We start from the raw sequence: 21,307 nt of genomic DNA, 5'->3' as shown, positions 1-21,307 counted from the left end.
CCCATGCCCACCAAGATCGATTACGACGCGCACATCCCCAACAACGTCGACCTCTCCGGTGACCGCCGCCTCCAGCGTGCGCTGGAGGGATGGCAGCCGAAATTCCTGGACTGGTGGGGCGAAATGGGCCCCACGCTGCGGACGCAGGGGGTCTACCTGCGCACCGCGGTCAGTGTCGGCCGGGACGGCTGGGCGCATTTCGGCCACGTCAACGTGCCGGACTACCGGTGGGGGATCTTCCTCGCGGAGCCGGATCCGAACCGCGTCATCGGCTTCGGCGAGCACAAGGGCGAGCCCGCCTGGCAGCAGGTTCCCGGCGAATACCGCGCCGACCTGCAGCGGCTCATCGTCATCCAGGGTGACACCGAGCCCGCGTCGGTCGAACAGCAGAAACTGCTCGGGCTCACCGCGCCGAGCCTCTACGACCTGCGCAACCTCTTCCAGGTCAATGTCGAAGAAGGCCGCCATCTGTGGGCGATGGTGTATCTGCTGCACGCCTACTTCGGCCGCGAAGGCCGGGACGAAGCGGAAGGATTGCTGCTCCGGAATTCCGGAAGTCCGGACGCCCCGCGGATCCTCGGCGCCTTCAATGAGGAGACCGCGGATTGGCTCGCGTTCTACATGTTCACCTATTTCACCGATCGTGATGGCAAGTATCAGCTCGGCACCCTCAAGGAAAGCGGCTTCGACCCGCTTTCCCGCACTTGTGAATTCATGCTCAAGGAAGAGGCGCACCACATGTTCGTCGGCACCACGGGTGTCGACAGGGTGGTCACCCGCAGTGCCGAACTGATCCGCGAGCACGACACCTTCGACATCGCCGGGCACGGCGGGATCCCGCTGGACGTCATCCAGCGTTACCTCAACTTCCACTACACCGTCTCGCTCGACCTGTTCGGCGGCGAGACGTCGACCAACGCGGCGAACTACTACACCGCCGGACTGAAAGGCCGCTGGCAGGAGTCCCGCCGCAAGGACGACCACAAGCTCACCGACGCCGCCGGATCGCTGTCCCGGCCGAAAGCCGACGGCACCTGGGAGACCGAGGAACTCGCGGCCATCCTGCTGCTGAACCTCGACCTGCGGGAGGAGTACCGCGCCGACTGCCAGACCGGGGTCAACCGCTGGAACAAGATCCTGGACGAGGCGGGCGTCGACTTCCGATTCGTCCTCCCGCACCCTGGATTCAATCGCGAAGTCGGCATAAACTCCGGCCACCATGTGACGCCCGACGGCACCGTTGTCGACGAGCGGACCTGGCTGGCCGGCAAACGCAAGTGGCTGCCCACTCCTGAAGACCTGTCCTTCGTCCGATCCCTGATGCACCCGGTGTACGAGCGAGGAAAGATCGCGAGCTGGGTGGCGCCGCCACGCCAGGGCATCAATGGGAAACCGTTCGACTATGAATACGTTTACCTGAGCTGAGCCGATAGAAGGTGCGCCCGTGAACGCTGCTGCTACCGGGTTCAACGCGGCGAGCTACCTGCTCGACCGGCATCTGGCGGAAGGGCGAGGCGCGAAGGACGCGGTCGTTTCGCCGAGGCGAAGTCTCACGTACGCGGAGCTGGCGGCCGAAAGCCGCCGGGTCGCGGCGGGGCTGAAGGCGATCGGCGTCCGCCCGGAGGAGCGGGTCCTGTTCTGCATGGTCGACGACGTCGAACTGCTCACCGGGATCCTCGGCGCGATGCTGGCCGGAGCGGTCGCGGTGCCGGTGTCCACCATGGTCACCGGACTGGACCTCGGCAAGATGCTCGCCGATTCGCGGGCCAGGGTCCTGTGCGTCTCCGGCGAGTTCGCCGCGCAGGCGACGATCGGGCTGGGGCTGGCGCCGGAGGTCACCGACGTCGTGCTGGACAGGGCCAAGGCGGCCGAACTGCCGTCCGGGGTCCGCGCGCATCAGTGGAGCGACCTGTCCACAGTGGACGACGATGGTTTCGAACCGGCGCCGACCTGGGAGGACTCGCCCGCGCTCTGGCTGTACACCTCGGGGACGACGGGCAAGCCGAAGGGTGCGATGCACCGGCACGCGGGCATCCGCGCGGTCTGCGAGACGTACGCGCGCGGAGTTCTGGACGTCGGTCCGAACGACCGGTTCCTTTCCGTCCCGAAGCTGTTCTTCGCCTATGGCTTGGGGAATTCGGCGTTCTTCCCGCTCGCGGCGGGCGGCACGACGCTGCTCGAACCGGCGAGGCCGACCCCGGGCCTGATCGCCGCCAGGGCCCGCGCCGAGCGGCCGACGTTGTTCTTCGCCGTCCCGACCTTCTACGCCGCGCTGCTCGCCAGCGACATCCCCGACGACACGTTCGCCTCGGTGCGCCAAGCGGTTTCGGCGGGGGAACCGCTGCCCGCCGTGCTGTACGAACGGTTCCGCGACCGGTTCGGCGTCGAGATCCTCGACGGGATCGGCTCGACGGAGGCGTTGCACATCTTCCTGTCCAACCGGCCGCGTCAGGTCCGTCCCGGCAGCACCGGGGTGCCGGTGCCGGGCTACGAGATCGCGCTGCGCGACGAACACGGCGCGCCGGTCCCGGACGGGCAGCCCGGTGAGCTGTTCGTCGCCGGGCCGTCGATCGCGACCGGGTACTGGGCGCGGTACGAGACGACGAAGCAGGTCTTCCAGGGCGAGTGGCTGCGGACGGGTGACAGCTTCGTGCGCGACGCCGACGGGAGCTACACCTGTCTGGGGCGTTTCAACGACATGCTGAAACCGGGCGGGATCTGGGTATCGCCCGCCGAGGTCGAGGACAGGCTGCTGCAGCATCCGGCGGTCGCCGAGGTCGCGGTGGTGGCCGCCTTCGACGCCGACGGCATCGAGAAAGCGGTCGCGTGCGTGGTCGGCGTGCCCGGCCGCCGGTTGGACGCGGACGAGCTGATCGAGTTCTGCCGGGCCGGGCTGGCGTCGTTCAAACGGCCGCGGGGCGTCGTCGAGCTGGGCGAACTGCCGAAGACGGCGACCGGGAAGATCCGGCGCAACGTCATCCGGGAACTGGTGCGGGACATGTACGAGGTGCGGGCCTACCAGCCCGATCCCGCCTCGCCCCTGCCCGGCTGACCCTCGCTGATCACGCGTGCTTGAAGCCGGATCTCGCGTGCTTGAAGCCGGATCTCACGAGTTCCGGCTTCAAGCACGCGAGTTCCGGCGTCGAGCACGCGTGATCGGCGGGGGTGTCACGAGCCGTTGACGGTGCGCAAAGTCCGCATCGCCTCGGCGAGGCCGGACGCGTCGTCGCCGAGCGGAGTCAGGACGATGCGCCGCAGGATCTCCGCGCACGCCTCTCTCGCCTTTTGCGCGACGTCGAGGCCGTGGTCGGTGAGCGCGGCGAACGTGACGCGGCGGTCGTCCGGGCTCGGCACGCGGCAGATCAGGTCCGCGGCGACGAGCCGGTCCGCGACCTTGGTGAATCCGCCGCTGGACAACGCCGCCTCGACGGCCAGCCGCGTCATCGGCATCCGGTGCTCGGGTGATCGCACGAGCCGCAGCAGGATGTCGAACGAAGCCGGCGCCAGGCCGAACCGTTCGGCGATCTCGCCCATCAGCTTGTTCTGCGTGGCCAGGTAGCCCTCGATCACCAGCCCCCACCACGTGACCACTTCGTCGTCGTTCGGTTCCTCCGATTTCACCACCGTCACGCGTGCGAGGGTACACCCAGAACTCTTCCTGGAATATATCTTGCGCGCGAGAGGTTATCGGGTTAGCTTGAGTTCACCGGCTCCAGAGGAGGGGCATCATGTCGATCAAGACTTCGGGCCTGCACCACGTCACCGCCATCGGTGGCGACCCCCAGCGCAACGCGGACTTCTACACCCGGGCACTCGGCCTGCGGCTGGTGAAGACCACCGTGAACTTCGACGACCCCGGCACGTACCACCTCTACTACGGCGACGGGTCCGGCAAGCCCGGCTCGCTGATGACGTTCTTCCCGTGGAAGGACGCGCCGAAGGGTCGTCACGGCACCGGCCAGGCGACCACGACGTCGTTCTCCGTACCGGAGGCCTCACTCGGCTGGTGGAAGCGGCACCTCGCCGAAAACCGCGTCGAGACGAGCCAGGTCCGCGACTCCGACGGCGAGGAGACGCTCACCTTCCTCGACCCGGACGGCTTGAAGCTCGCGCTCGTCGCGCATCCGCAGGGTGACCCGCGCGACCCGTGGGACACGAAGCTCGTCCCCGCCGAGCACGCCATCCGCGGTCTGCACTCCGTCACGCTTTCGGTGTCCAAAGAGGACGCGACCGCCGGGATGCTGACCGATGGCCTCGGCCTGGCCTTCGAACAGCAAGAGGGCAATCGCCTCCGGTTCTCCGCCGGTGAGGGTGGCCCCGGCGCGCTCGTCGACGTCCTCGTGACGCCGGACGCCCCGCGCGGGCTGGTGGCGGCGGGCACCGTGCACCACGTCGCCTGGCGCGCGCCGGACGAACAGACCCAGGCCGCGTGGCGGGACGAGCTGATCGACGACGGCGTGAACGTGACGTCCATTTTGGACCGTCAATACTTCCGCTCGATCTACTTCCGCGAGCCGGGCGGCACCCTGCTCGAGGTCGCGACCGACGAACCCGGCTTCGCGATCGACGAGCCGATGCTGGAACTCGGCCGCGCGCTGAAGCTGCCGCCGTGGCTGGAACCCCAGCGCGAGGACATCGAGGCCATGCTGCCGAAGCTGGACCTCCCGAGCGAGAACAACCCGCGATGATCACCTTGGAGCACAAGTACGTCGAAGGGGTGCCCGACGAGCCGGTGCTGCTGCTCCTGCACGGCACCGGCGGCGGGCCGGACGATCTCGTGTCGCTCGCCCGGCAGCTGAGCCCGGCGTCGGCGCTGCTCGCGCCGGCCGGGCCGGTGTCGGAACACGGTGCGGCCCGGTGGTTCCGCCGGCTGGCGGAGGGCGTTTTCGACCACGAGGACGTCGTCCTCCGCGCGAACCAGCTGGCCGATTTCGTGATCGCCTCGCGCGAGGAGTACGGCCTCGGGGACCGGCGGCTGGTCGCCATCGGGTTCTCCAACGGCGCCAACATCGCCGCCGCGGTGACCCTTCTCCGCCCGGACGCCGTCAGGGAGGCCGCGCTGTTCGCGGCGATGTCGCCGCTTCCTTCCCCGCCACGGAACGATCTGTCCGGTACGCGGGTCTTCCTGTCGAACGGCGAACACGATCCGATGGCGCCGCTGGCTTCGACGGAGGCGCTCGTCCGTGATCTGCGCGAGCGCGGCGCGGACGTCGTCGCCCACCGTCACCCCGGCGGGCACCAGGTGACCGGCAACGGTTTGGTAGCGGCCGCGGGGTGGCTCAACCCATAGCGGGGAGAGCAAAGCACGCGAACGTAGCATCGTCGGATGACTAACGGGGACCTCGTCCGCGCCCAGGCCCTGCTGATGAGGGTCCTCCTCGCGGACGGGCACAACGATCTGCCATGGGAGCTGCGGGTCACGACCGGGCCGGACCCGGTCGAGGCCGTCGCCGGCACGGATCTCACGGTCCGCCAGCCGCATCTGCACACCGACTTCCCGAAGCTCGCCGAAGGCAGGCTCGGGATGCAGTTCTGGTCCGTCTACGTGCCTTGTCAGTTCGAGGGGCACAGCGCGGTGACGGCGGTGCTCGAACAGATCGAGATCGTGCACCAGATGGCCGAGCGTTACCCCGATCGCCTGGCCCTCGTGGACACCGCCGACCAGGCCGAAGCCGCTTTCCGCGACGGCAAGATCGCGTCGCTGCTGGGCGCCGAGGGCGGCCACAGCATCGCCGAATCCCTTGGTGTGCTGAGGATCCTGCGCCGCCTCGGCGTCCGCTACATGACGCTGACGCACAACTACAACACCACCTGGGCCGACTCCGCCACCGACGAACCCGCGCACGGCGGGCTCACCGACTTCGGCCGCGACGTCGTCCGCGAGATGAACAAGATCGGCATGCTGGTGGACCTCTCGCACGTCGCGCCGAGCACGATGCGCGGCGCGCTGGAGGTCAGTTCCGCGCCGGTGATCTTCAGCCACTCCTCCTGCACCGCGGTCAACGACCATCCCCGCAACATCCCCGACGACGTCTTGGAGACGCTGGCGGCCAAGGACGGCGTCGCGATGGTGACGTTCGTGCCGGGCTTCATCTCGCCGAAGGTCGCCGAATGGGACGACCGGCTGCGCCAGGACATGGAAGCCGCGGGCAAGGACTACCGGAACATCGACCAGCGCACGAAGTTCACCGCGGAGCGAGGCGGTCCCGAGAAGCCGAAGGCCGGCATCGACGACGTCGTCGCGCACATCGAGCACGCGCGCGAAGTGGCCGGTGTCGACCACATCGGCCTCGGGGGCGACTACGACGGAGTCGCGACGCTGCCCGAAGGCCTCGAAGACGTTTCGAAGTACCCGGTGCTGTTCGCCGCGCTACTGGAACGCGGCTGGAGTGAAGAGGACTGCGCGAAGCTGGCCGGGAAGAACACCTTGCGCGTGCTGCGCGCGGCGGACGAGGTCACCCGTTCGGACGCTTGAGAGCGCGATCAAGCCCGCTTCGGCGGACACTGTCCTGCATGACGCAGCCGGAGGAGGGCACCGCCGAGGTTCCCGTCAAACCGCACGAGACCGCGGGCGGCGCACGCCACAGCGGTAAATTCGACGCCGGCCCGAAACTCAAACGGACCCGGGTGAGCGGCACCTGGATCGCCGTCATCGTGGCGCTGATCGTGCTGGTGTTCCTGCTCGTGTTCATCCTGCAGAACCAGGACACGGCCACCGTCCACTTCCTGGGCATGTCCGGCAGCATGCCGCTGGCGGTCGCGATGCTGTTCTCCGTGATCGCCGGTGGCGCGCTGGTCGCGCTCGTCGGCGGCGCCCGGATCCTGCAGCTGCGCAAGCAGGCCAAGAAGTCCCGGCATCAGCTGCGCTGAGGGGTGCCGCGCCGGAACTCGCTCGGGTCGACGCCCCGCACGCGTTCGAACGCCACGCTGAACCCGAAGGCGTCGGAGCAGCCCACGGTACGGGCGATGTCCGAGATGGTCGCGGACTCCGGACCGGCGAGGAGATCCGCCGCGAGCGTCATACGCCAGCGGGTCGAACCATTCGCGCAGGGAGCGGTTAAGGGAACTGAAAGCGCCCTTCGCCGCGTGAGACGGCACGATCCAGCTGTTCACGCCCCGGGACTCGCCCAAGGTGCGGCGGCTGGGCGACGACCCCCGCGCCTCGATCATCGTGGCCGCGCCGATGGGTGAACGCGAGCGCTGGGTCTCGGTTTCCGGCCGCGCCGCGCTGGAGCCCGACGGGGCACACGAGCTGGCCGCCCGCCTCGCGGAGCGCTACTGGGACCTCGACGACCCGGCCCACTCGGGCGAGCTCGCCGGGATCCAGACCATGGATCTCGTGCGGCTCGTCATCCGGCCGGAGCAGGCGAGTCGTTACCTGATGTGATGATCGACGTCATCCCGAGCACAGCTGCGCAAACGTTTTCGTCGCCCTCGGCGGTGACCCGGTCGCGGTCCGCCGGGTTCCGGGTGCATAGCCGCCAGAAGGTGTCCGCGTCCGTCGTCACCGAGGCCAGCGGCGAGCGTGACGTCGGCGCGACGCGGTCGAGTTCCCAGCCGTCGGCGGCCCGTCGCGCCGTCCACTTCCCGCCGCCCTGGCCGGTGACGGTGTAGGCGACTTGCCTGCCGGCGCGCGCGTCGACGTCACGCAGCGTGTGCGGCAGCGCCCGCATGAAGGTGTCGATCACCGGACCGCGGAATTCCGGCTCGTCCAGCGCCCGCGCGTCCACGGCCTCGCGGATCTGCTGCTGATGCACCCAGAACTCGGTGTACTCACGGGCGACGTCGAGCCAGACCGGCGCCGGTTCGTCCCCGGCCCAGCTCACCGGCTCGCCGATGGCGTCGAGATCGGCGCGGCCCCACATCTCGGCGATCTGTGAGGTGCTGTCCACCAGCATCGCGAACAGCACTTCGGGCGACAGCCGGCGGCACGCGACCACCCATTCGTCGTTGATCCGATCGATGAAGTCACCGAACCGTTCGCCCTCGCGGGGCGCCGTCGCCCGATAGTCGTCGCGGTCGCGGGACAGCCTGCCGAGTTTGTCGCCCAGGATGTGGGCGGCGAGATCGTGCACCGTCCAGCCCGTGCACACCGTCGGCGCGGCCCACTGGTCCGCGTCCAGTCCGGTCAGCACGTCGAGCAGGGCTTGCTCCTCCCGCGCGAACAGCGGGAGGACGTCGATCGGCGGACCCCAGCGCGTGAAGCTCATGGTCACCATCCAAACACCCGGGTCCATCACAATTTCGGCCATTCGGCCTACTCGCAGGTAGCATCAGCGCGAACGCGAGGGGAGTACCCGTGAGCAACGATCGACCCGCCGGTGAAGACCTGGCCGCTTTCGCCAAACGCGCGGGGCAGCTGGCGGGCTGGGCCGCCCGCACGGGTTTCGAGTTCAGCCGCAAGCTCCCCGGCGTCGAAATCGCGGAGCAGGTCATCAAACAGGGCGAGCGGCAGCTGCTTTCGGAGCTGCGCCGCCGTCTCGACGAGGTCGACGACCCGTACCACGCCGCGCTCACCGCCGCGTCCGCGATGAACCGGCCGGACACCAATGGTTCGCGGCCGGTCGAGGCGACCATCACCCTCGTGCACACCCGCGCCCAGCTCGAACCGCTCCGCGCCGCGATGGCCGAACTGCTCAATCATTCGATCGGCTTCGGCCGCGAGCGTGCCCGCGAGTACCTCTACGCGATCATCCTGCGGCAGCTCACGCCGGACGAGGCCCGCATCCTTTCCGCGCTTTCCGACGGCTCGCCGTTCCCCGCCGTCGACGTCGCCGAGCGGACGAGCCTCGGTGCCGCCGGGCGGTTCGTGCTGCGCAACGCCTCCACCGTCGGCAAGGCCGCCGGGGTTTCGCTGCCGGACCAGGTGCCCGGCTACCTCACCAGGCTGATCGGGCTCGGCCTGGTCGAGCTGGACGAGGAGGTGCCCGCGCTGGAGACGCAGTACGAGATCCTGCTGACCGACGAGACCGTCCGCGAGGCGGAGAAGTCGGTCAAACGGGCCAAGTTCGTCAAGCGCACGGTCCATATCTCCCGGCTCGGCGCCCAGTTCTGGCAGGCCTGCGACCCGAGTGCCGGCTGACCTCGGCATGGGTGCGTTCCTCGACGGGATCCTCGCCGACTTCGGCAGGCACTGGCCGCTCTACGTCTCCATCCCGGTCGTCGCCGCCCTGATCGGCTACACCACCAAACTCGTCGCTATCCGGATGATGTTCCAGCCGGTCGAGTTCATCGGGATCAAACCCTTCCTCGGCTGGCAGGGCATCGTGCCCAAACGCGCCGCGCGGATGGCGAGCATCGCCTGCGACACGATGACCGAGCAGCTGATCAAACCGGCCGAGGTCGTCGCCCGGCTCGATCCGCAGAGAATCGCCAAGGAGATCGAAAAACCGCTTCAGGCCGCCGTCGAGGACATCGTGCGCGACGTCGCCGCCCACTATCAGCCGGGGCTGTGGGAATCGCTGCCGGTGGGGATGCAGCGGCTGGTGATCCAGCGCGTCCAGGCCGAGACGCCGCGGATGGTCGCGGCCGTGCTGGAGCTGATCAAGTCCGATGTGGACAGTGTGTTCGACCTCAAGGGCATGGTGGTCACCGCACTGGTCAAGGACAAACGGCTGCTGAACCGGATCTTCCAGGAGGCGGGCGACAAGGAGTTCAAGTTCATCGCCCGCTCGGGCATCTTCTTCGGCGGGCTGATCGGCGTCATCCAGATGATCGCGTGGGTGCTGTTCAAGTTCCCGCTGATCATGCCGCTGTTCGGGCTCTTCACCGGCTGGTTCACCGACTGGCTCGCGCTGCGGATGATCTTCTACCCGATCGAGGAACGCCGGTACTTCGGCGTGCGCTGGCAGGGCCTGTTCCTGAAGCGGCGCGGCGAGGTCGCGGAGGCGTACGGCGCGCTGATCGCGAAGGAGATCATCACCCCGCACAACGTGATCGAGGCGGTGCTGCACGGCCCGCTGTCGGACCGGGTGCTCGGGCTGATCCAGCGCCAGCTCGACGAACAGCTCGGGCGCCGCGTCGGCGTCGGGAAACCGCTGGTGGTGTTCGCCGTCGGCAGCAGGCGGTATCAGGACATGAAGCTGAACATCGCCGAGAAGATCATGGACAAGCTGCCCGAGACCATGCGGTACATCGAGGACTACGCGAACGACGCGATGGACATCCGGAACGTGCTGGTGACCAAGATGAAGGAGCTGTCGCCGCGCGAGTTCGAGGGACTGCTGCGGCCGGCCTTCCAGCAGGACGAATGGATCCTGATCGCCACCGGTGCCGTCCTCGGCTTCGCCGTCGGTGAGGCCCAGGTGCTGTTGCTGGAGCACTTCGCCGCCTGAGGTCGGTGGGCTCGTGAGTGGTGAGGACGGTTAGAACCGTCCTCACCGCTCACGAGACCCGGCTCAACGCCTGAGCGCGCTGCCCTCGCCGCGGATGGAGTGTCGCGAAAGCCACAGTGGGACATCCAACGTCGCGAAAGTGGCTTTCGCGACATGTCAGTCCGCCAGGAGCGCACCGGGTACAGGGGGTCGTGAGTGGCAAGTCGTGTTCTAACCCGAATCGCCACTCACGAGCCCCACCACGGTCCGGCGCTCACTTGCCCGTATGGGCGCACCATCGGCGGTACAACGACTCGCCCGTCCGGTCTAGAGTGCCCCTGCACTGAGCCTTGGGGAGGGCACACATGGCCGACGCGGGGAGTCCGTGGCCGCAGGAGATCCGGCTGGCGATGACCATGGTGGGCGGGGCGAGCCTCGCGGTCTGGATGGGCGGGGTCGCCACCGAGACCTCGCATCTGCTCCAGGCGTCGAGAGCGCCGGAAGCCGAGGGGCCGTACCGCGCCCTGCTCGACCTGCTCAACGCCACCATCTCGCTCGACGTGCTCACCGGCACGAGCGCGGGCGGCATCAACGCGGCGTGTCTCGGGCTGGCCGAGGCGTTCCGGTCGAGTCCGCAGGTGCTGCGCGACACGTGGATCAGCACGGGATCGCTCGACAACCTGATCCGCGACCCCGGCGAGAAGGAACCGCGTTCGCTGCTCGACGGCGACAAGGTGCTGCTCGGGGATCTCAAGGAAGCGTTGCACCGGATCACCGACAAGGCGACGGTGAAACCCGACTGCCCCGACATCACCGTGCTGCTCACCGGCACGATGATCGACGGCGAGACGACCAGGTTCGACGACGCGCTCGGAAACCTGGTGCGGGACACCGAACATCGCCTCCTGTTCCGCTTCGATGGTCCCTTATGGACGGACGACGTGGTGGGCCCGCTCGCGCTCGCGGCCCGCTCCACCGCGTCGTTCCCCGGCGCGTTCGAACTCTCCCGGATGCCGATCGGTGAGAAGACCGGCCCGCTGCATCCGGACATGACCCGCTACACCGACGTCACGCGGTCGCATTGGCTCACCGACGGCGGGGTGCTGCTGAACAAGCCGTTGCGCCCGGCGCTGAGGGAGATCTTCGAACGGCAGTCGCATTCGGACGTCCGGCGACTGCTGCTGTACGTGGTGCCGACGGCGGAACGCCAGGCCGAGCGGGTCGCGGTCGACGCCGAGCGGCCGCCGCTGCTGGGCAGCGCGATGAGCAAGGTCGTCGGCAGCGTGCTGAGCCAGACGATCAGCGCCGAACTCGAGGATCTGACCAGGCACAACGACGCCGTCGTCCGGACAAGGGGGACCCGTGTCTCCCTGGCCGCGATGGGGGTTCGAGGCGGGCCGGACACGCTGGTCGACCAGCGGCTGATGAACGACTACCGCGACCGGCGGGTGCAGGAGGACGCCACCGCGCTGGTCCGCGAGGCGACCCGCAGGCTCTCACTGTCCGATGTGGAGGATCAAGGCCGCCAGTGGGCGTCCGGCACGGCGGCGCAGCTGCGCGCGGCCGCGGCGGCCGGGTTGCGTGACGGCCTGCCGGCCGAGCCGCCGAAGGACACCTGTGAACTCGCGGACCTGGTCGCCTTCCGCACCACCGCGCTCGACGATTCGGTGGCCACCGGCCTCCAGTTGGTGAACGCGGGCTTCCGGCTCGATCCGTCGCCGGAGCAGGCGTTGCAGCTCAATCGTTGCCGCGTGCTGCTGCACGAGGCGCGGCACAAGGCCGCACGCGGGAAACGGCTCGCGAGCTGGGTCACCGAACAGGATCCGCCGACGGCCGACGTCACGCTGGCCGCCTGGATCGAAGGCCTCGCCGAGAAATGGGCCGGACTCGGCCGCTCGGAAACGCTGAAGGAGGCGTGGCCGCTCGTCGTCGCCGCGCTCCGGCAGGCGACGCCGGTTCTTTTGCCGCTGGCACAGGCGAAACCCGACACCGAGGCCGCCGACACGGTCAGCACGCTGCTGGCGTGGACCGGCCTCACCGCCGACGACAAGAGCGCCGACGATAAAACTGCCGACGCCAAGAGCGCCGTTGATGAAACCGCCGATCCGATCGTCACCTCACGGCTGGTGCGCCTGCACATCGCGACCCGGGGACTGCTCGCGCAGGCGCCGTCGGTCGACCAGCGGGTCGATCTCGTCCAGGTGAGCGCGGATTCGCGGACGCTGCTGGACATGAAGCGACGCCGTTCGTGGGACAAGCTCACCGGTATGCAGGCCGACTACTTCGGCGCGTTCTACAAGGCTTCGTGGCGCGCGAACGACTGGATGTGGGGCCGGGTCGACGGGGCGGGCTGGCTGGTCCAGTGCCTGCTCGACCCGAAACGCCTGCGGCTGCTGCGCGACGTCGTCGGGCGGGAGGCGTTCCGGACACAGGTCCGGGACACCTTCGAGAAGATCGGCTGGCGGCAGCCCGGTACCGAAGACGGACTGTCTTCGGAGGAAGCGGACGCCCTGCGCGCGCAATTGGCCGGCGAACTGGCTTTCCTCGGCCTCGACGGCGAACTCGCCGATGTGGAAGGAGAAGCAGGCCTCCCGATCAGCATGCCGGTGACGGCGATGGTGCTCGCCAGGGTCCGGCAACTGGAGATCGCGCGCGAGGAACTGCCGTGTGTCGGCCTCCACTGCGGACACGACGCGAAAACGGCCAAGGGGAACGGGAAACCGTCGGAACGGTTTAGGAAGCTCGTCGAGAACGAGCCGGAAACCGACGAGCAGACCCAGCGCGCGTTCCAGGCGTGCCAGGTCTCCGGTGAACGGTTCGAACACGAACGCGGAACGATGCTGCTGACGAAGACGCTGGTCAAGGCCGGCGCCGCCGGGCTCAACGCGGCCGCGGGGGCGACGCGGGTGCCGAAGTCGGTCCAGCCCGCCGCGACCTTCGCCAAGGCCGCCGGGCGCAGCGCGTGGTGGATCACGCGCGGCGCGGCCACCTTGCCGTCACCGTGGAACGTGCTCGCCGCGCTGATCACCGTGCTGGCCGGCTTCGTCCTGGGTGGACAGGGCGGCCCCGTCCTGGAGTGGGTCGGGGTGCCGGTCGCCGCGGGCGCCGTCGTGTTCCTGGTGATCAGCCTGATGACGTTGCGCAAGACGTGGCGGATGGTGCTCACGGTGCTCGGCGTGCTGGCGGGGGCGGCCTTGCTGTTCGCCGCGTTCCTGCCGCCGGTGCGCGACCCGCTGTTCGGCTGGCTCGGCGCCGTCGTGGCGGGCTGGCGGCGCGGCGAGGCGCCGGTCTGGTGGCTGGTCGTCTGCCTGCTGCTCGTGCTGCCCGCCATCTGGACGCCGCTCGGTTCGATCGCGGGTCGCAAGCGGCGCCGTGAATAGCGGAATCGAATGCCGAATCGCGCCCTGACCCTGCGACGAAGTGGTAACGGTTGGTATCGTCACGTGCAGTGAGACCGCAACGAAGCGGCCTTACCCACAAGTGCTGCGCTTCAAACGTTACCGTTACCTTTGTCACGTGTGTTTCGGGGTTGTTGCAGGTAGCCGCGTTGCCGCCGCCGCGCTGATCTGACCGCGCCCGATTCCTCCGGTACGTTTCTCGGACATGTCCGGAAAGCACTTGATCGAAAATCCGACCAAGGCGGACGGTGCCGCGCTCTGGAGAATCGCCCGCGATTCGAAGAAGCTCGATCTCAACACGCCTTACGCCTATTTACTGTGGTGCCACGATTTCGCCGACACCTCGGTCGTCGCGAAAGTCGACGGCACGCCGGTCGGCTTCGTGATCGGGTACCGGAAGCAGGACACCGGCTTCGTCTGGCAGGTCGCGGTCGACGCGTCCCAGCGAGGAAAAGGCCTGGCCGGAGCTCTGCTCGACGAGCTGTTCGGCCGTCTGATCGCCCAGGGCGTGCGGTACCTCGAAACGACGATCACGCCGGACAACGAGGCTTCGATCCGGTTGTTCGCCTCGTTCGCCAAGCGGTGGGACACCACCGTGGAACGCCAGGATCTGTTCTCCGCGGCGGATTTCCCGGCCGAGGAAGGAACGCATGAGCAGGAGGACCTGTACCGAATCGGTCCGCTCAGCAGTCGATAGAACGTAAATCCGGGGATCTCAGGGAGAAAGAAAACGTGATGAGCATTTTCGAGGAACTCGAATCCGAAGTACGCAGTTACAGCCGTGGCTGGCCCGTCGTGTTCGACAGGGCCCAGGGGAGCTACCTGTACGACGAAGACGGCAAGGCCTATCTCGACTTCTTCGCCGGCGCCGGCGCGCTCAACTACGGGCACAACAACCCGGCGCTGAAACGAGCGCTGATCGACTACATCGCCCGTGACGGAGTCACGCACGCGCTCGACATGTTCACCGTGGCCAAGCGCGACTTCCTCCAGACGTTCAAGGAGAAGATCCTCCGGCCGCGCGATCTCGACTACAAGGTCGTCTTCCCCGGTCCGGGTGGCGCGAACGCGGTCGAGGCCGCGCTGAAGCTCGCCCGCAAGGTGACCGGCAAGGAGTCGGTCATCAACTTCACCAACGCCTTCCACGGGATGACGCTGGGCGCCCTCTCGGTGACCGGCAACTCTATGAAGCGTGGCGGCGCGGGTGTCCCGCTGGTGCACGCCACCCCGATGCCGTACGACAACTACTTCGACGGCTCCATCCCGGACTTCCTCTACTTCGAGAAGCTGCTCGAAGACTCCGGCAGCGGCCTGAACGAGCCCGCCGCCGTCATCGTCGAAGGCGTGCAGGGCGAGGGCGGCATCAACGCCGCGCGTATCGAGTGGCTCAAGGCGCTTGACGACCTGTGCAAGAAGCACGGCATCCTGCTGATCCTCGACGACGTCCAGATGGGCTGCGGCCGCACCGGCCCGTTCTTCAGCTTCGAGGACGCGGGCATCAAGCCCGACATCGTCTGTCTCTCGAAGTCCATCGGCGGCTACGGCATCCCGATGGCGCTGACGCTGATCCGCCCGGACCTCGACGTCTGGGAGCCGGGCGAGCACAACGGCACCTTCCGCGGCATCAGCCCGGCGTTCGTCACCGCCGCCGAGGCGCTGCGCGTCTACTGGAGCGACGACGAGCTGGAGAAGTCCACCAAGGCCAAGGGCGAGCGCATCGCCGCCGCCTTCCAGGGCATCGTCGAGGCGTATCCGGACGCGAACCTGTTCGCGAAGGGCCGCGGCCTGGCCCGGGGCATCGAGTTCGCCGACGGCGACCTCGCGGGCAAGGTCTGCGCCGCCGCGTTCGAGCGCGGGCTGCTGATGGAGACCTCCGGCCCCGACGGCGAGGTCATGAAGGTCCTTCCGCCGCTCACGCTGACCGACGACGAACTCACGAAGGGCCTGTCGATCATCGACGAGGCCGTCGCCACTGTCCTGAACTGATCGCCCTCAACCAAGAACGAGAAGGAGTTTCCCCTTGCTTGTCAGAACTCTCGACGAGGTCACCGACACCGACGCCGACATCAAGACCCCGAACTGGCGCAGCAAGCGCATCGTGCTGGCCAAGGAGGGCGTCGGTTTCTCGGTGCACGAGACCACGTTGTACGCCGGGACGGTCAACGACTTCTGGTACGCGAACCACATCGAAGCGGTGTTCATCACCTCCGGTGAAGGCGAGCTCGAGAATACCGCGACCGGCGAGGTCTTCCAGCTGAAGCCGGGCACGTTGTACCTGCTCAACGACCACGACAAGCACCAGGTCAGGCCCAAGACCGAGATCAAGTGCGTATGCGTGTTCAACCCGCCCATCACCGGCCGTGAGGTCCACGACGAAAACGGCGTGTACCCGCTCGTCACCGAACCGTAGAAATCGCTCGAGGAGGCGACCGCATTGACGCTGACCGACACCCGAGTCGACGACAGTTACCCGACCCGCATCACGGGTAAGCCCGAACACCTGCCCAGGACGCACCCCACCGTCTGGGGCACCGAGGCCGACGGCCCCTTGGACGCGGCCACGCTCGCCAACCACGAAACGCGTGGTTACACCGTCGTCGACCAGTTGCTGTCGCCTGGCGAGGTCCAGACGTACTGGCAGGAACTCGTCCGCATGTCGTCGGGGGACCACCGCGACGACGAGCGCGTCATCACCGAGGCGAAGACCGGTGAGGTCCGCTCCATCTTCGACGTCCACGAGACCAGCGAGCTGATCGCGGAGCTCGTCCGCGACCCCCGTGTGCTCGACCGGGCCCGGCAGATCCTCGGCTCCGAGGTCTACGTCCACCAGAGCCGCGTCAACTACATGCCCGGCTTCAAGGGCACCGGGTTCTACTGGCACTCGGACTTCGAGACCTGGCACGCCGAGGACGGCATGCCCGTGCCGCGCGCGGTCAGCTGCTCCATCGCGCTCACCGACAACTACCCGTTCAACGGCGGGCTGATGGTGATGCCGGGTTCGCAGCGGACCTTCGTCCAATGCGCCGGGGAAACCCCGGAGGACAATTACAAGAGTTCGCTGAAAGAGCAGCGGGTCGGTGTCCCGAGCGAGGAAGACATCACCGAACTCGCCGCCGAATACGGAATCGATCAATTCACCGGACAGGCCGGTTCCGCGCTCTGGTTCGATTCGAATGTGATGCACGGTTCGTCGAACAACATCACGCCGTACCCGAGGTCGAACATCTTCGTCGTGTTCAACAGCGTCGAGAACGCCTTGCGGGAGCCGTTCGCCGCGATCGAACCGCGGCCGGCGTTCATCGCCGGCCGCGACTCGACCCCGCTGTCGCGCTGACGAAACCGCAGGTGGTGAAGGCCGTGGCGGGGCGCTTGTAGCCGTCGGTATGCGCCCTGTTACGTTGTCGCCACGGGAGGGGGCCAGTGGGCTCGCTCACGTAGATGTTGTCGACGACCGAACGGGTTCTTCGCTCGGGGTGAGCCCACCCGGACGGACGTGGACGCCGATGTCCGGCTCCGTGCCATCAGATCGGGACTGATGGCACGGAGCCTTTTTTTGATCTCGTGAGTGGTAAGGACGGTTCTAACCTGCCTTACCACTCACGAGGCTTTCGGCTTGAGGGCCTTCACGGCATGCGGCGTCGCCCAGGCTCTTCTGGTTGGCGACGTCTTCGCGAGGTAGGTTGGCTACTCCGGTAAGGGGAGATCGGGGGAGGGGCTTGTCATGGGCGAAAGCGGTTCCCCTGCCCGTTTCCAGCTTCTCGGTCCCGTGCAGCTGCTCGACGGCGAACGGCCGGTCCCCGTCGGCGGTCCCGGTGTCCGCGGTCTGCTCGCGCTGCTGGCGCTGAAGGTCAACAAGGTCGTCGCGCTCGAAGAGATCATCGACGCGCTCTGGGGTCACGACCCGCCCGCCACCGCCCGCACGATCGTCCACGGCAACGTCTCCCACCTGCGGCGCGTGCTGCGGGGTATCCAGGGTGACCATCCGCGCGGCGCCCGGATCCTCACCGCTCCGCCCGGCTATCAGCTCACCGTCGAACCCGACCGCATCGACGTCCACCACGCCCGGTCGCTGCTGGAGCGGGCTTCGGCGGAAGAGCCGGAGAAGGCGTCCGGACTGCTCGCCGAGGCCCTCGCGCTGTGGCAGGGGCCCGCGCTGGCCGGCGTGCCGGGTTCGGTCCGCGCCCCCGAACTGGAGGATCTGCGGCTCGCCGTCCACGGCGCCAGGGTCGACGCGGACCTCGAACTCGGCAGGCACGCGGAACTGATCGTCGAGCTCAGTCCGCTGGTCCGGGCGAACCCGCTCGCCGAACGCACGGCCGGTCAGCTGATGCGCGCGCTCTACCACGCCGGGCGCCGCGGCGACGCGCTCGAGCTCTACCGCACGGTGTCCCGGGCGACCCTGCGCACCCTCGGCGTCGAACCCGGCGCGGACCTGCGCTGGCTGCACGAACGCGTCCTCAACGACGACCTGCCGGTCAAGGTCGTCGCCGAACCGAAGGCCGAGGCGGCGCCCGTCCAGCAGCTGCCGCCCGCCGTGCCGAACCTCGCCGGGCGCGAGGCCGATCTGGCCTGGCTCGACGCGCTCGCCGATCGGGCCGAAGCGGGCGAGACCGCGGTCGGCGTGGTCACCGGGACCGCCGGGATCGGCAAGAGCAGCCTGGTGGTGTGGTGGGCGCATCGCGCGGTCCGCCGCTTCCCCGACGGCATCCTTTTCGCCTCGCTGCGGGGTTTCGACCCGCATCACCCGCCGCTCGAGCCCGCGGACCTGCTCACCCAGTTCCTGCTCGGGCTCGGCGTCCCGGCCGAGGGCGTCCCGGAACAGGTCCACGAACGCGTCGCCCTCTACCGTTCGATGATCGCCGGCCGCAGGATGCTGGTGATCCTCGACAACGCCCGCTCGGCCGAGCAGGTCCGGCCGTTGCTGCCGCCCGGCTCGCGGTCGATGACGCTGGTGACCAGCCGTTCCAGGCTCGACGGGCTGGCCGTGTCCAACGCCGCCAGACTGCGGGTGCTCGGCACGCTCGCGCCCGGTGACGCCGTCCGGCTGATCGAGGAACTCGCCGGGCCCGCCGGATTCGACCTCAACCACGCGCTCGCCCGGCTCTGCGGTTACCTCCCGCTCGCGCTGCGGATCGCGGGCGCCCGGCTCGCCGCCAGCGCGCAGTGGTCCGCGCAGGACCTGGTCGCCGAACTCGGCAACGAACGGACCAGGCTGGCCGCGCTCGACGTCGACGGCCCGGACGACGGGGTCCGCGCGGCGTTCGACGTCTCGTTCCGGGGACTGCCGCCCGAGGTCGCGAACACGTTCCTGCGGCTCGGCGTGGTCCAGTGCGTTTCGGCCGGTTCGCATCTGACGGCCGCGATCGGCGGGATCACCGTCGCCGAGGCGCGGCGGCATCTGCGGGTGCTCGCCGCGCACAACCTGCTCGCCGAAACCGGCCGCGACTCCTTCGCCCCGCACGACCTCGTCCGCCTGTTCCTCCGCGAACTGGCGGAGAACGAACTCGACGAGGCCGAGCGGGAGGACGTCCTGTCACGCTCGGTGCGGTTCTACCAGGCCGTCGCAGACCGGGCCCGGCGCAAGATGCTACGGATCGTCGACCCCCTCGACTTCACCGACGTGCTGAGCGACGCGCAGACACCGCCGATCGGTTCCTTCGACGAAGCGCAGGACTGGTTCACCGCCGAATGGGAGAACCTCCTCGAAGTCCTCGAAGCCGCCCGCGCCGGCGGACGCCACGACGACGTCTGGCGGCTGGCGAGGGTCGCGCACACCTATCGCGCGGTGTACCCGCTGCTGGACGAGTGGACGCGCTTGGTCGAGATCGGACTGGAGGCCGCCGAACGGTCCGGCGACGTGCTCGGCCGGTGCTGGATGCTGATCTCGCGCTGCGCCATCGCGCTCACCTTCGAGCTGCCGCAGGGATGCCTCGCCGACGCCGAACGCGCGCTGGAACTCGCGAGCGCGATCGGCGACAACCGGCTGATGGTCTCGGCGAACATCCACCTCGGCTCCGCGCTGACCCTGCTCGGCCGGTACGACGAGGCCATCAAGACGTTGCGGCGGGCGGTCGAGGAGACCGACCGGACCGGCGACCTCGAACTGCGCGGGCAGGCGCTCAACAACTGCGCCGAGGCCGAGAAGCGGGCCGGGCGGTTCATCGACGCGATCGGGCACCAGGTCGCCTCGCTGGAGATCGACCGGACCCTCGGCGACGAAAGCTACGTCGTCGTCTCGCTGAACAATCTGGCCGAATTGAGCATGAGGATCGGCGAACTCGCGGCTGCCGAGCGGTATGTCTGGGAGGCCGTGGACTTGACGATCAGCAGGCGGTTCGTCCTCCAGGAGGGTGTACTGAGGTTGACGCTGGGCAGGGTGCTGCGGGCCGCGTCGGATGTGGACGGTGCCCGCGAGCAGTTCGGGCTCGCGCTGAAGATCCTCGCGGACGCCAATCCGAAGCTCGCCGGACTCGTCCGTGCGGAACTCACGGGCCTCGGCGAACGTCCGTGAGTGATCCTTAGCGGATTCTTAGTGGCCTCGCCGCTCACGCGCGTAGGGTCCCGTTCAGCGTCGATCGAGCCCTAGGGGAGGGGCGTGCGGTAGTGATCGGCGCTCGGGCGGGCCCTTTCCGGGGCCGTCTGAAGAGCCGCCAGGAGCGGCTCGTGGCGGTCCGGCCGGTGGAGGTGGGGGCGATACCGGCCGGCCGCCAGGCGGCGCCTCGCGATTCGGCACCGGATTGCGATGGTTGCACGCGCAAGTACCGCAACCTGGTGCCGAATCGCGCTGGGGCGTGGTGCGTCAGCCGGTGCCGGCGGTGCACAAAGCGATGGTCTGGCCCTTGTTCTCCGCCACCTTCTGGCCGTTGACCAGGATCGTGCAGGCGATCTGGTTGCTGACCGACGAGTTCCGGGTGTCGGCGGTGACGGTGAGCAGGTAGTCGCCCGAATTGAAGGACGCAGTGCCGCGCCATTCGTCGGTGCTGGCCGGGGTCGTCTCGGTCCGCTGGTCGTTGAGCGAGCCGAACCGGATGGTCGCTCCGCCGGAGGCGCTGACGACGAACTCGACGGTGTTCTTGTCGCCGGCGACCGCCGGGATGTGCAGTCCCGACTCGCCGGTGGCGAAGAAACTGGTGTAGACCAGTAACCCGCCGGCGGACAGCAGTCCGGCGATCGAAAGCGCGAGCCCCGCGATCCCCATTCCCTTCTTGTCCGCTTCGCCCTTCTTGATTTTGGTCAAACCGATCACGGAAAGAGTCATTCCGATTACGGCGAGCGGCCACGCGGCGATGCCCGCGACCGGGACGAAGGCGACCCCGAGTGCCGCCACGCCGACCAGGAAACCTGCGATGACCAGGCCGTTCTTGGGTTTGCGGTGCCGTGTTCCGTGCGCGGCGAACCCAGGGCCGTAGCGGGTGGCAGGCGGGTGCGGGAGAGGTGGATCGGTCGGCATACATGCCCTTTCGGAGGCTTCCGTCCGAAGACGTTAACCCATCGTTCGGGGTAATGGCCGAAATTGTTACCTGCCGGAAAAAGTCACTATTCAACGATGATCAAGCGGTCACCGACATTTTCTGACGAGAATTGTGGTACCGCCGA

17 protein-coding genes and 2 pseudogenes are annotated in these 21,307 nt (G+C 68.2%); 15 read left to right on the top strand and 4 right to left on the bottom strand.

Features of this window, described 5'->3' with window-relative positions:
* Positions 1-3 precede the first annotated feature (3 nt).
* Together boxB and H074_RS28135 are read left to right on the top strand one after the other, a co-directional pair.
* The gene (gene boxB, locus H074_RS28140; protein WP_007033469.1) at positions 4-1,425 is read left to right on the top strand and encodes a benzoyl-CoA 2,3-epoxidase subunit BoxB; all 1,422 of its coding nucleotides are present in this window, start codon (positions 4-6) and stop codon (positions 1,423-1,425) included.
* Positions 1,426-1,444: 19 nt separating this feature from the next.
* Positions 1,445-3,052, top strand: a complete 1,608-nt coding sequence (locus tag H074_RS28135; protein ID WP_007033468.1) for a benzoate-CoA ligase family protein — start codon at positions 1,445-1,447, stop codon at positions 3,050-3,052.
* A 116-nt stretch (positions 3,053-3,168) separates the two neighbouring features.
* Here the strand turns inward: H074_RS28135 and H074_RS28130 are convergent, their stop codons facing one another.
* Complete coding sequence (locus H074_RS28130; protein WP_007033467.1) at positions 3,169-3,630, bottom strand: MarR family winged helix-turn-helix transcriptional regulator; 462 nt, start codon at positions 3,628-3,630, stop codon at positions 3,169-3,171.
* Positions 3,631-3,728: 98 nt separating this feature from the next.
* Between H074_RS28130 and H074_RS28125 the strand changes: the two genes are divergently transcribed.
* From H074_RS28125 to H074_RS28110, 4 genes are read left to right on the top strand one after another with little or no spacing between them, the layout of a single operon-like run.
* Positions 3,729-4,688 carry a ring-cleaving dioxygenase gene (locus H074_RS28125; RefSeq protein ID WP_007033466.1) on the top strand — a complete coding sequence of 320 codons (960 nt, stop codon included), beginning with the start codon at positions 3,729-3,731 and terminating at the stop codon, positions 4,686-4,688.
* Positions 4,685-5,290, top strand: coding sequence for an alpha/beta hydrolase (locus H074_RS28120; RefSeq protein ID WP_007033465.1), 606 nt, complete (start codon positions 4,685-4,687; stop codon positions 5,288-5,290). The genes H074_RS28125 and H074_RS28120 overlap by 4 nt, the downstream gene beginning before the upstream one ends.
* A 36-nt stretch (positions 5,291-5,326) precedes the next feature.
* Positions 5,327-6,475: a dipeptidase gene (locus H074_RS28115; RefSeq protein ID WP_007033464.1), complete on the top strand. Its 1,149-nt coding sequence runs from the start codon at positions 5,327-5,329 to the stop codon at positions 6,473-6,475.
* A gap of 38 nt (positions 6,476-6,513) precedes the next feature.
* The gene (locus tag H074_RS28110) at positions 6,514-6,870 is read left to right on the top strand and encodes a LapA family protein (RefSeq protein WP_007033463.1); all 357 of its coding nucleotides are present in this window, start codon (positions 6,514-6,516) and stop codon (positions 6,868-6,870) included.
* On the opposite strand, the pseudogene H074_RS28105 reads toward H074_RS28110, so the two are convergent.
* A pseudogene (locus H074_RS28105) lies at positions 6,858-7,034 on the bottom strand (helix-turn-helix domain-containing protein); the annotation flags it as partial. The gene H074_RS28110 and the pseudogene H074_RS28105 sit on opposite strands and share 13 nt — an antisense overlap.
* A 56-nt stretch (positions 7,035-7,090) precedes the next feature.
* On the opposite strand from H074_RS28105, the pseudogene H074_RS28100 reads away from it, so the two are divergent.
* Positions 7,091-7,387, top strand: a pseudogene (locus tag H074_RS28100) (pyridoxamine 5'-phosphate oxidase family protein); the annotation flags it as partial.
* On the opposite strand, the gene H074_RS28095 reads toward H074_RS28100, so the two are convergent.
* Positions 7,350-8,219, bottom strand: coding sequence for a maleylpyruvate isomerase family mycothiol-dependent enzyme (locus H074_RS28095; protein WP_152521523.1), 870 nt, complete (start codon positions 8,217-8,219; stop codon positions 7,350-7,352). The pseudogene H074_RS28100 and the gene H074_RS28095 sit on opposite strands and share 38 nt — an antisense overlap.
* Positions 8,220-8,299: 80 nt before the next feature.
* On the opposite strand from H074_RS28095, the gene H074_RS28090 reads away from it, so the two are divergent.
* From H074_RS28090 to H074_RS28055, 8 genes are all read left to right on the top strand, one after another.
* The gene (locus H074_RS28090) at positions 8,300-9,082 is read left to right on the top strand and encodes an Abi-alpha family protein (protein ID WP_007033459.1); all 783 of its coding nucleotides are present in this window, start codon (positions 8,300-8,302) and stop codon (positions 9,080-9,082) included.
* Positions 9,083-9,089: 7 nt separating this feature from the next.
* Positions 9,090-10,334, top strand: coding sequence for a DUF445 domain-containing protein (locus tag H074_RS28085; protein WP_039923574.1), 1,245 nt, complete (start codon positions 9,090-9,092; stop codon positions 10,332-10,334).
* Between the two features lie 344 nt (positions 10,335-10,678).
* Positions 10,679-13,693: a patatin-like protein gene (locus tag H074_RS28080; RefSeq protein WP_007033457.1), complete on the top strand. Its 3,015-nt coding sequence runs from the start codon at positions 10,679-10,681 to the stop codon at positions 13,691-13,693.
* Between the two features lie 223 nt (positions 13,694-13,916).
* Positions 13,917-14,408, top strand: coding sequence for a diaminobutyrate acetyltransferase (gene ectA / locus H074_RS28075; protein ID WP_007033456.1), 492 nt, complete (start codon positions 13,917-13,919; stop codon positions 14,406-14,408).
* Positions 14,409-14,446: 38 nt separating this feature from the next.
* Positions 14,447-15,697 (top strand): diaminobutyrate--2-oxoglutarate transaminase, encoded by a 1,251-nt coding sequence (gene ectB, locus H074_RS28070; RefSeq protein ID WP_007033455.1) that lies wholly within the window; start codon positions 14,447-14,449, stop codon positions 15,695-15,697.
* 34 nt (positions 15,698-15,731) lie between these two features.
* On the top strand, positions 15,732-16,121 hold the full coding sequence (locus tag H074_RS28065; protein WP_007033454.1) for an ectoine synthase: 390 nt from the start codon (positions 15,732-15,734) through the stop codon (positions 16,119-16,121).
* A 24-nt stretch (positions 16,122-16,145) separates the two neighbouring features.
* Positions 16,146-17,045 carry an ectoine hydroxylase gene (thpD, locus tag H074_RS28060; RefSeq protein ID WP_007033453.1) on the top strand — a complete coding sequence of 300 codons (900 nt, stop codon included), beginning with the start codon at positions 16,146-16,148 and terminating at the stop codon, positions 17,043-17,045.
* 387 nt (positions 17,046-17,432) lie between these two features.
* Positions 17,433-20,222 carry an AfsR/SARP family transcriptional regulator gene (locus H074_RS28055; protein ID WP_007033452.1) on the top strand — a complete coding sequence of 930 codons (2,790 nt, stop codon included), beginning with the start codon at positions 17,433-17,435 and terminating at the stop codon, positions 20,220-20,222.
* 288 nt (positions 20,223-20,510) lie between these two features.
* On the opposite strand, the gene H074_RS28050 is transcribed toward H074_RS28055, so the two are convergent.
* Positions 20,511-21,161: a hypothetical protein gene (locus H074_RS28050; RefSeq protein WP_007033451.1), complete on the bottom strand. Its 651-nt coding sequence runs from the start codon at positions 21,159-21,161 to the stop codon at positions 20,511-20,513.
* Positions 21,162-21,307: the final 146 nt, after the last annotated feature.

The organism is Amycolatopsis decaplanina DSM 44594 (genome assembly GCF_000342005.1).
Lineage (GTDB): Bacteria > Actinomycetota > Actinomycetes > Mycobacteriales > Pseudonocardiaceae > Amycolatopsis > Amycolatopsis decaplanina.
Note: the sequence above shows the minus strand (reverse complement) of the source record. Positions and strands in the feature narration are given on the sequence as shown.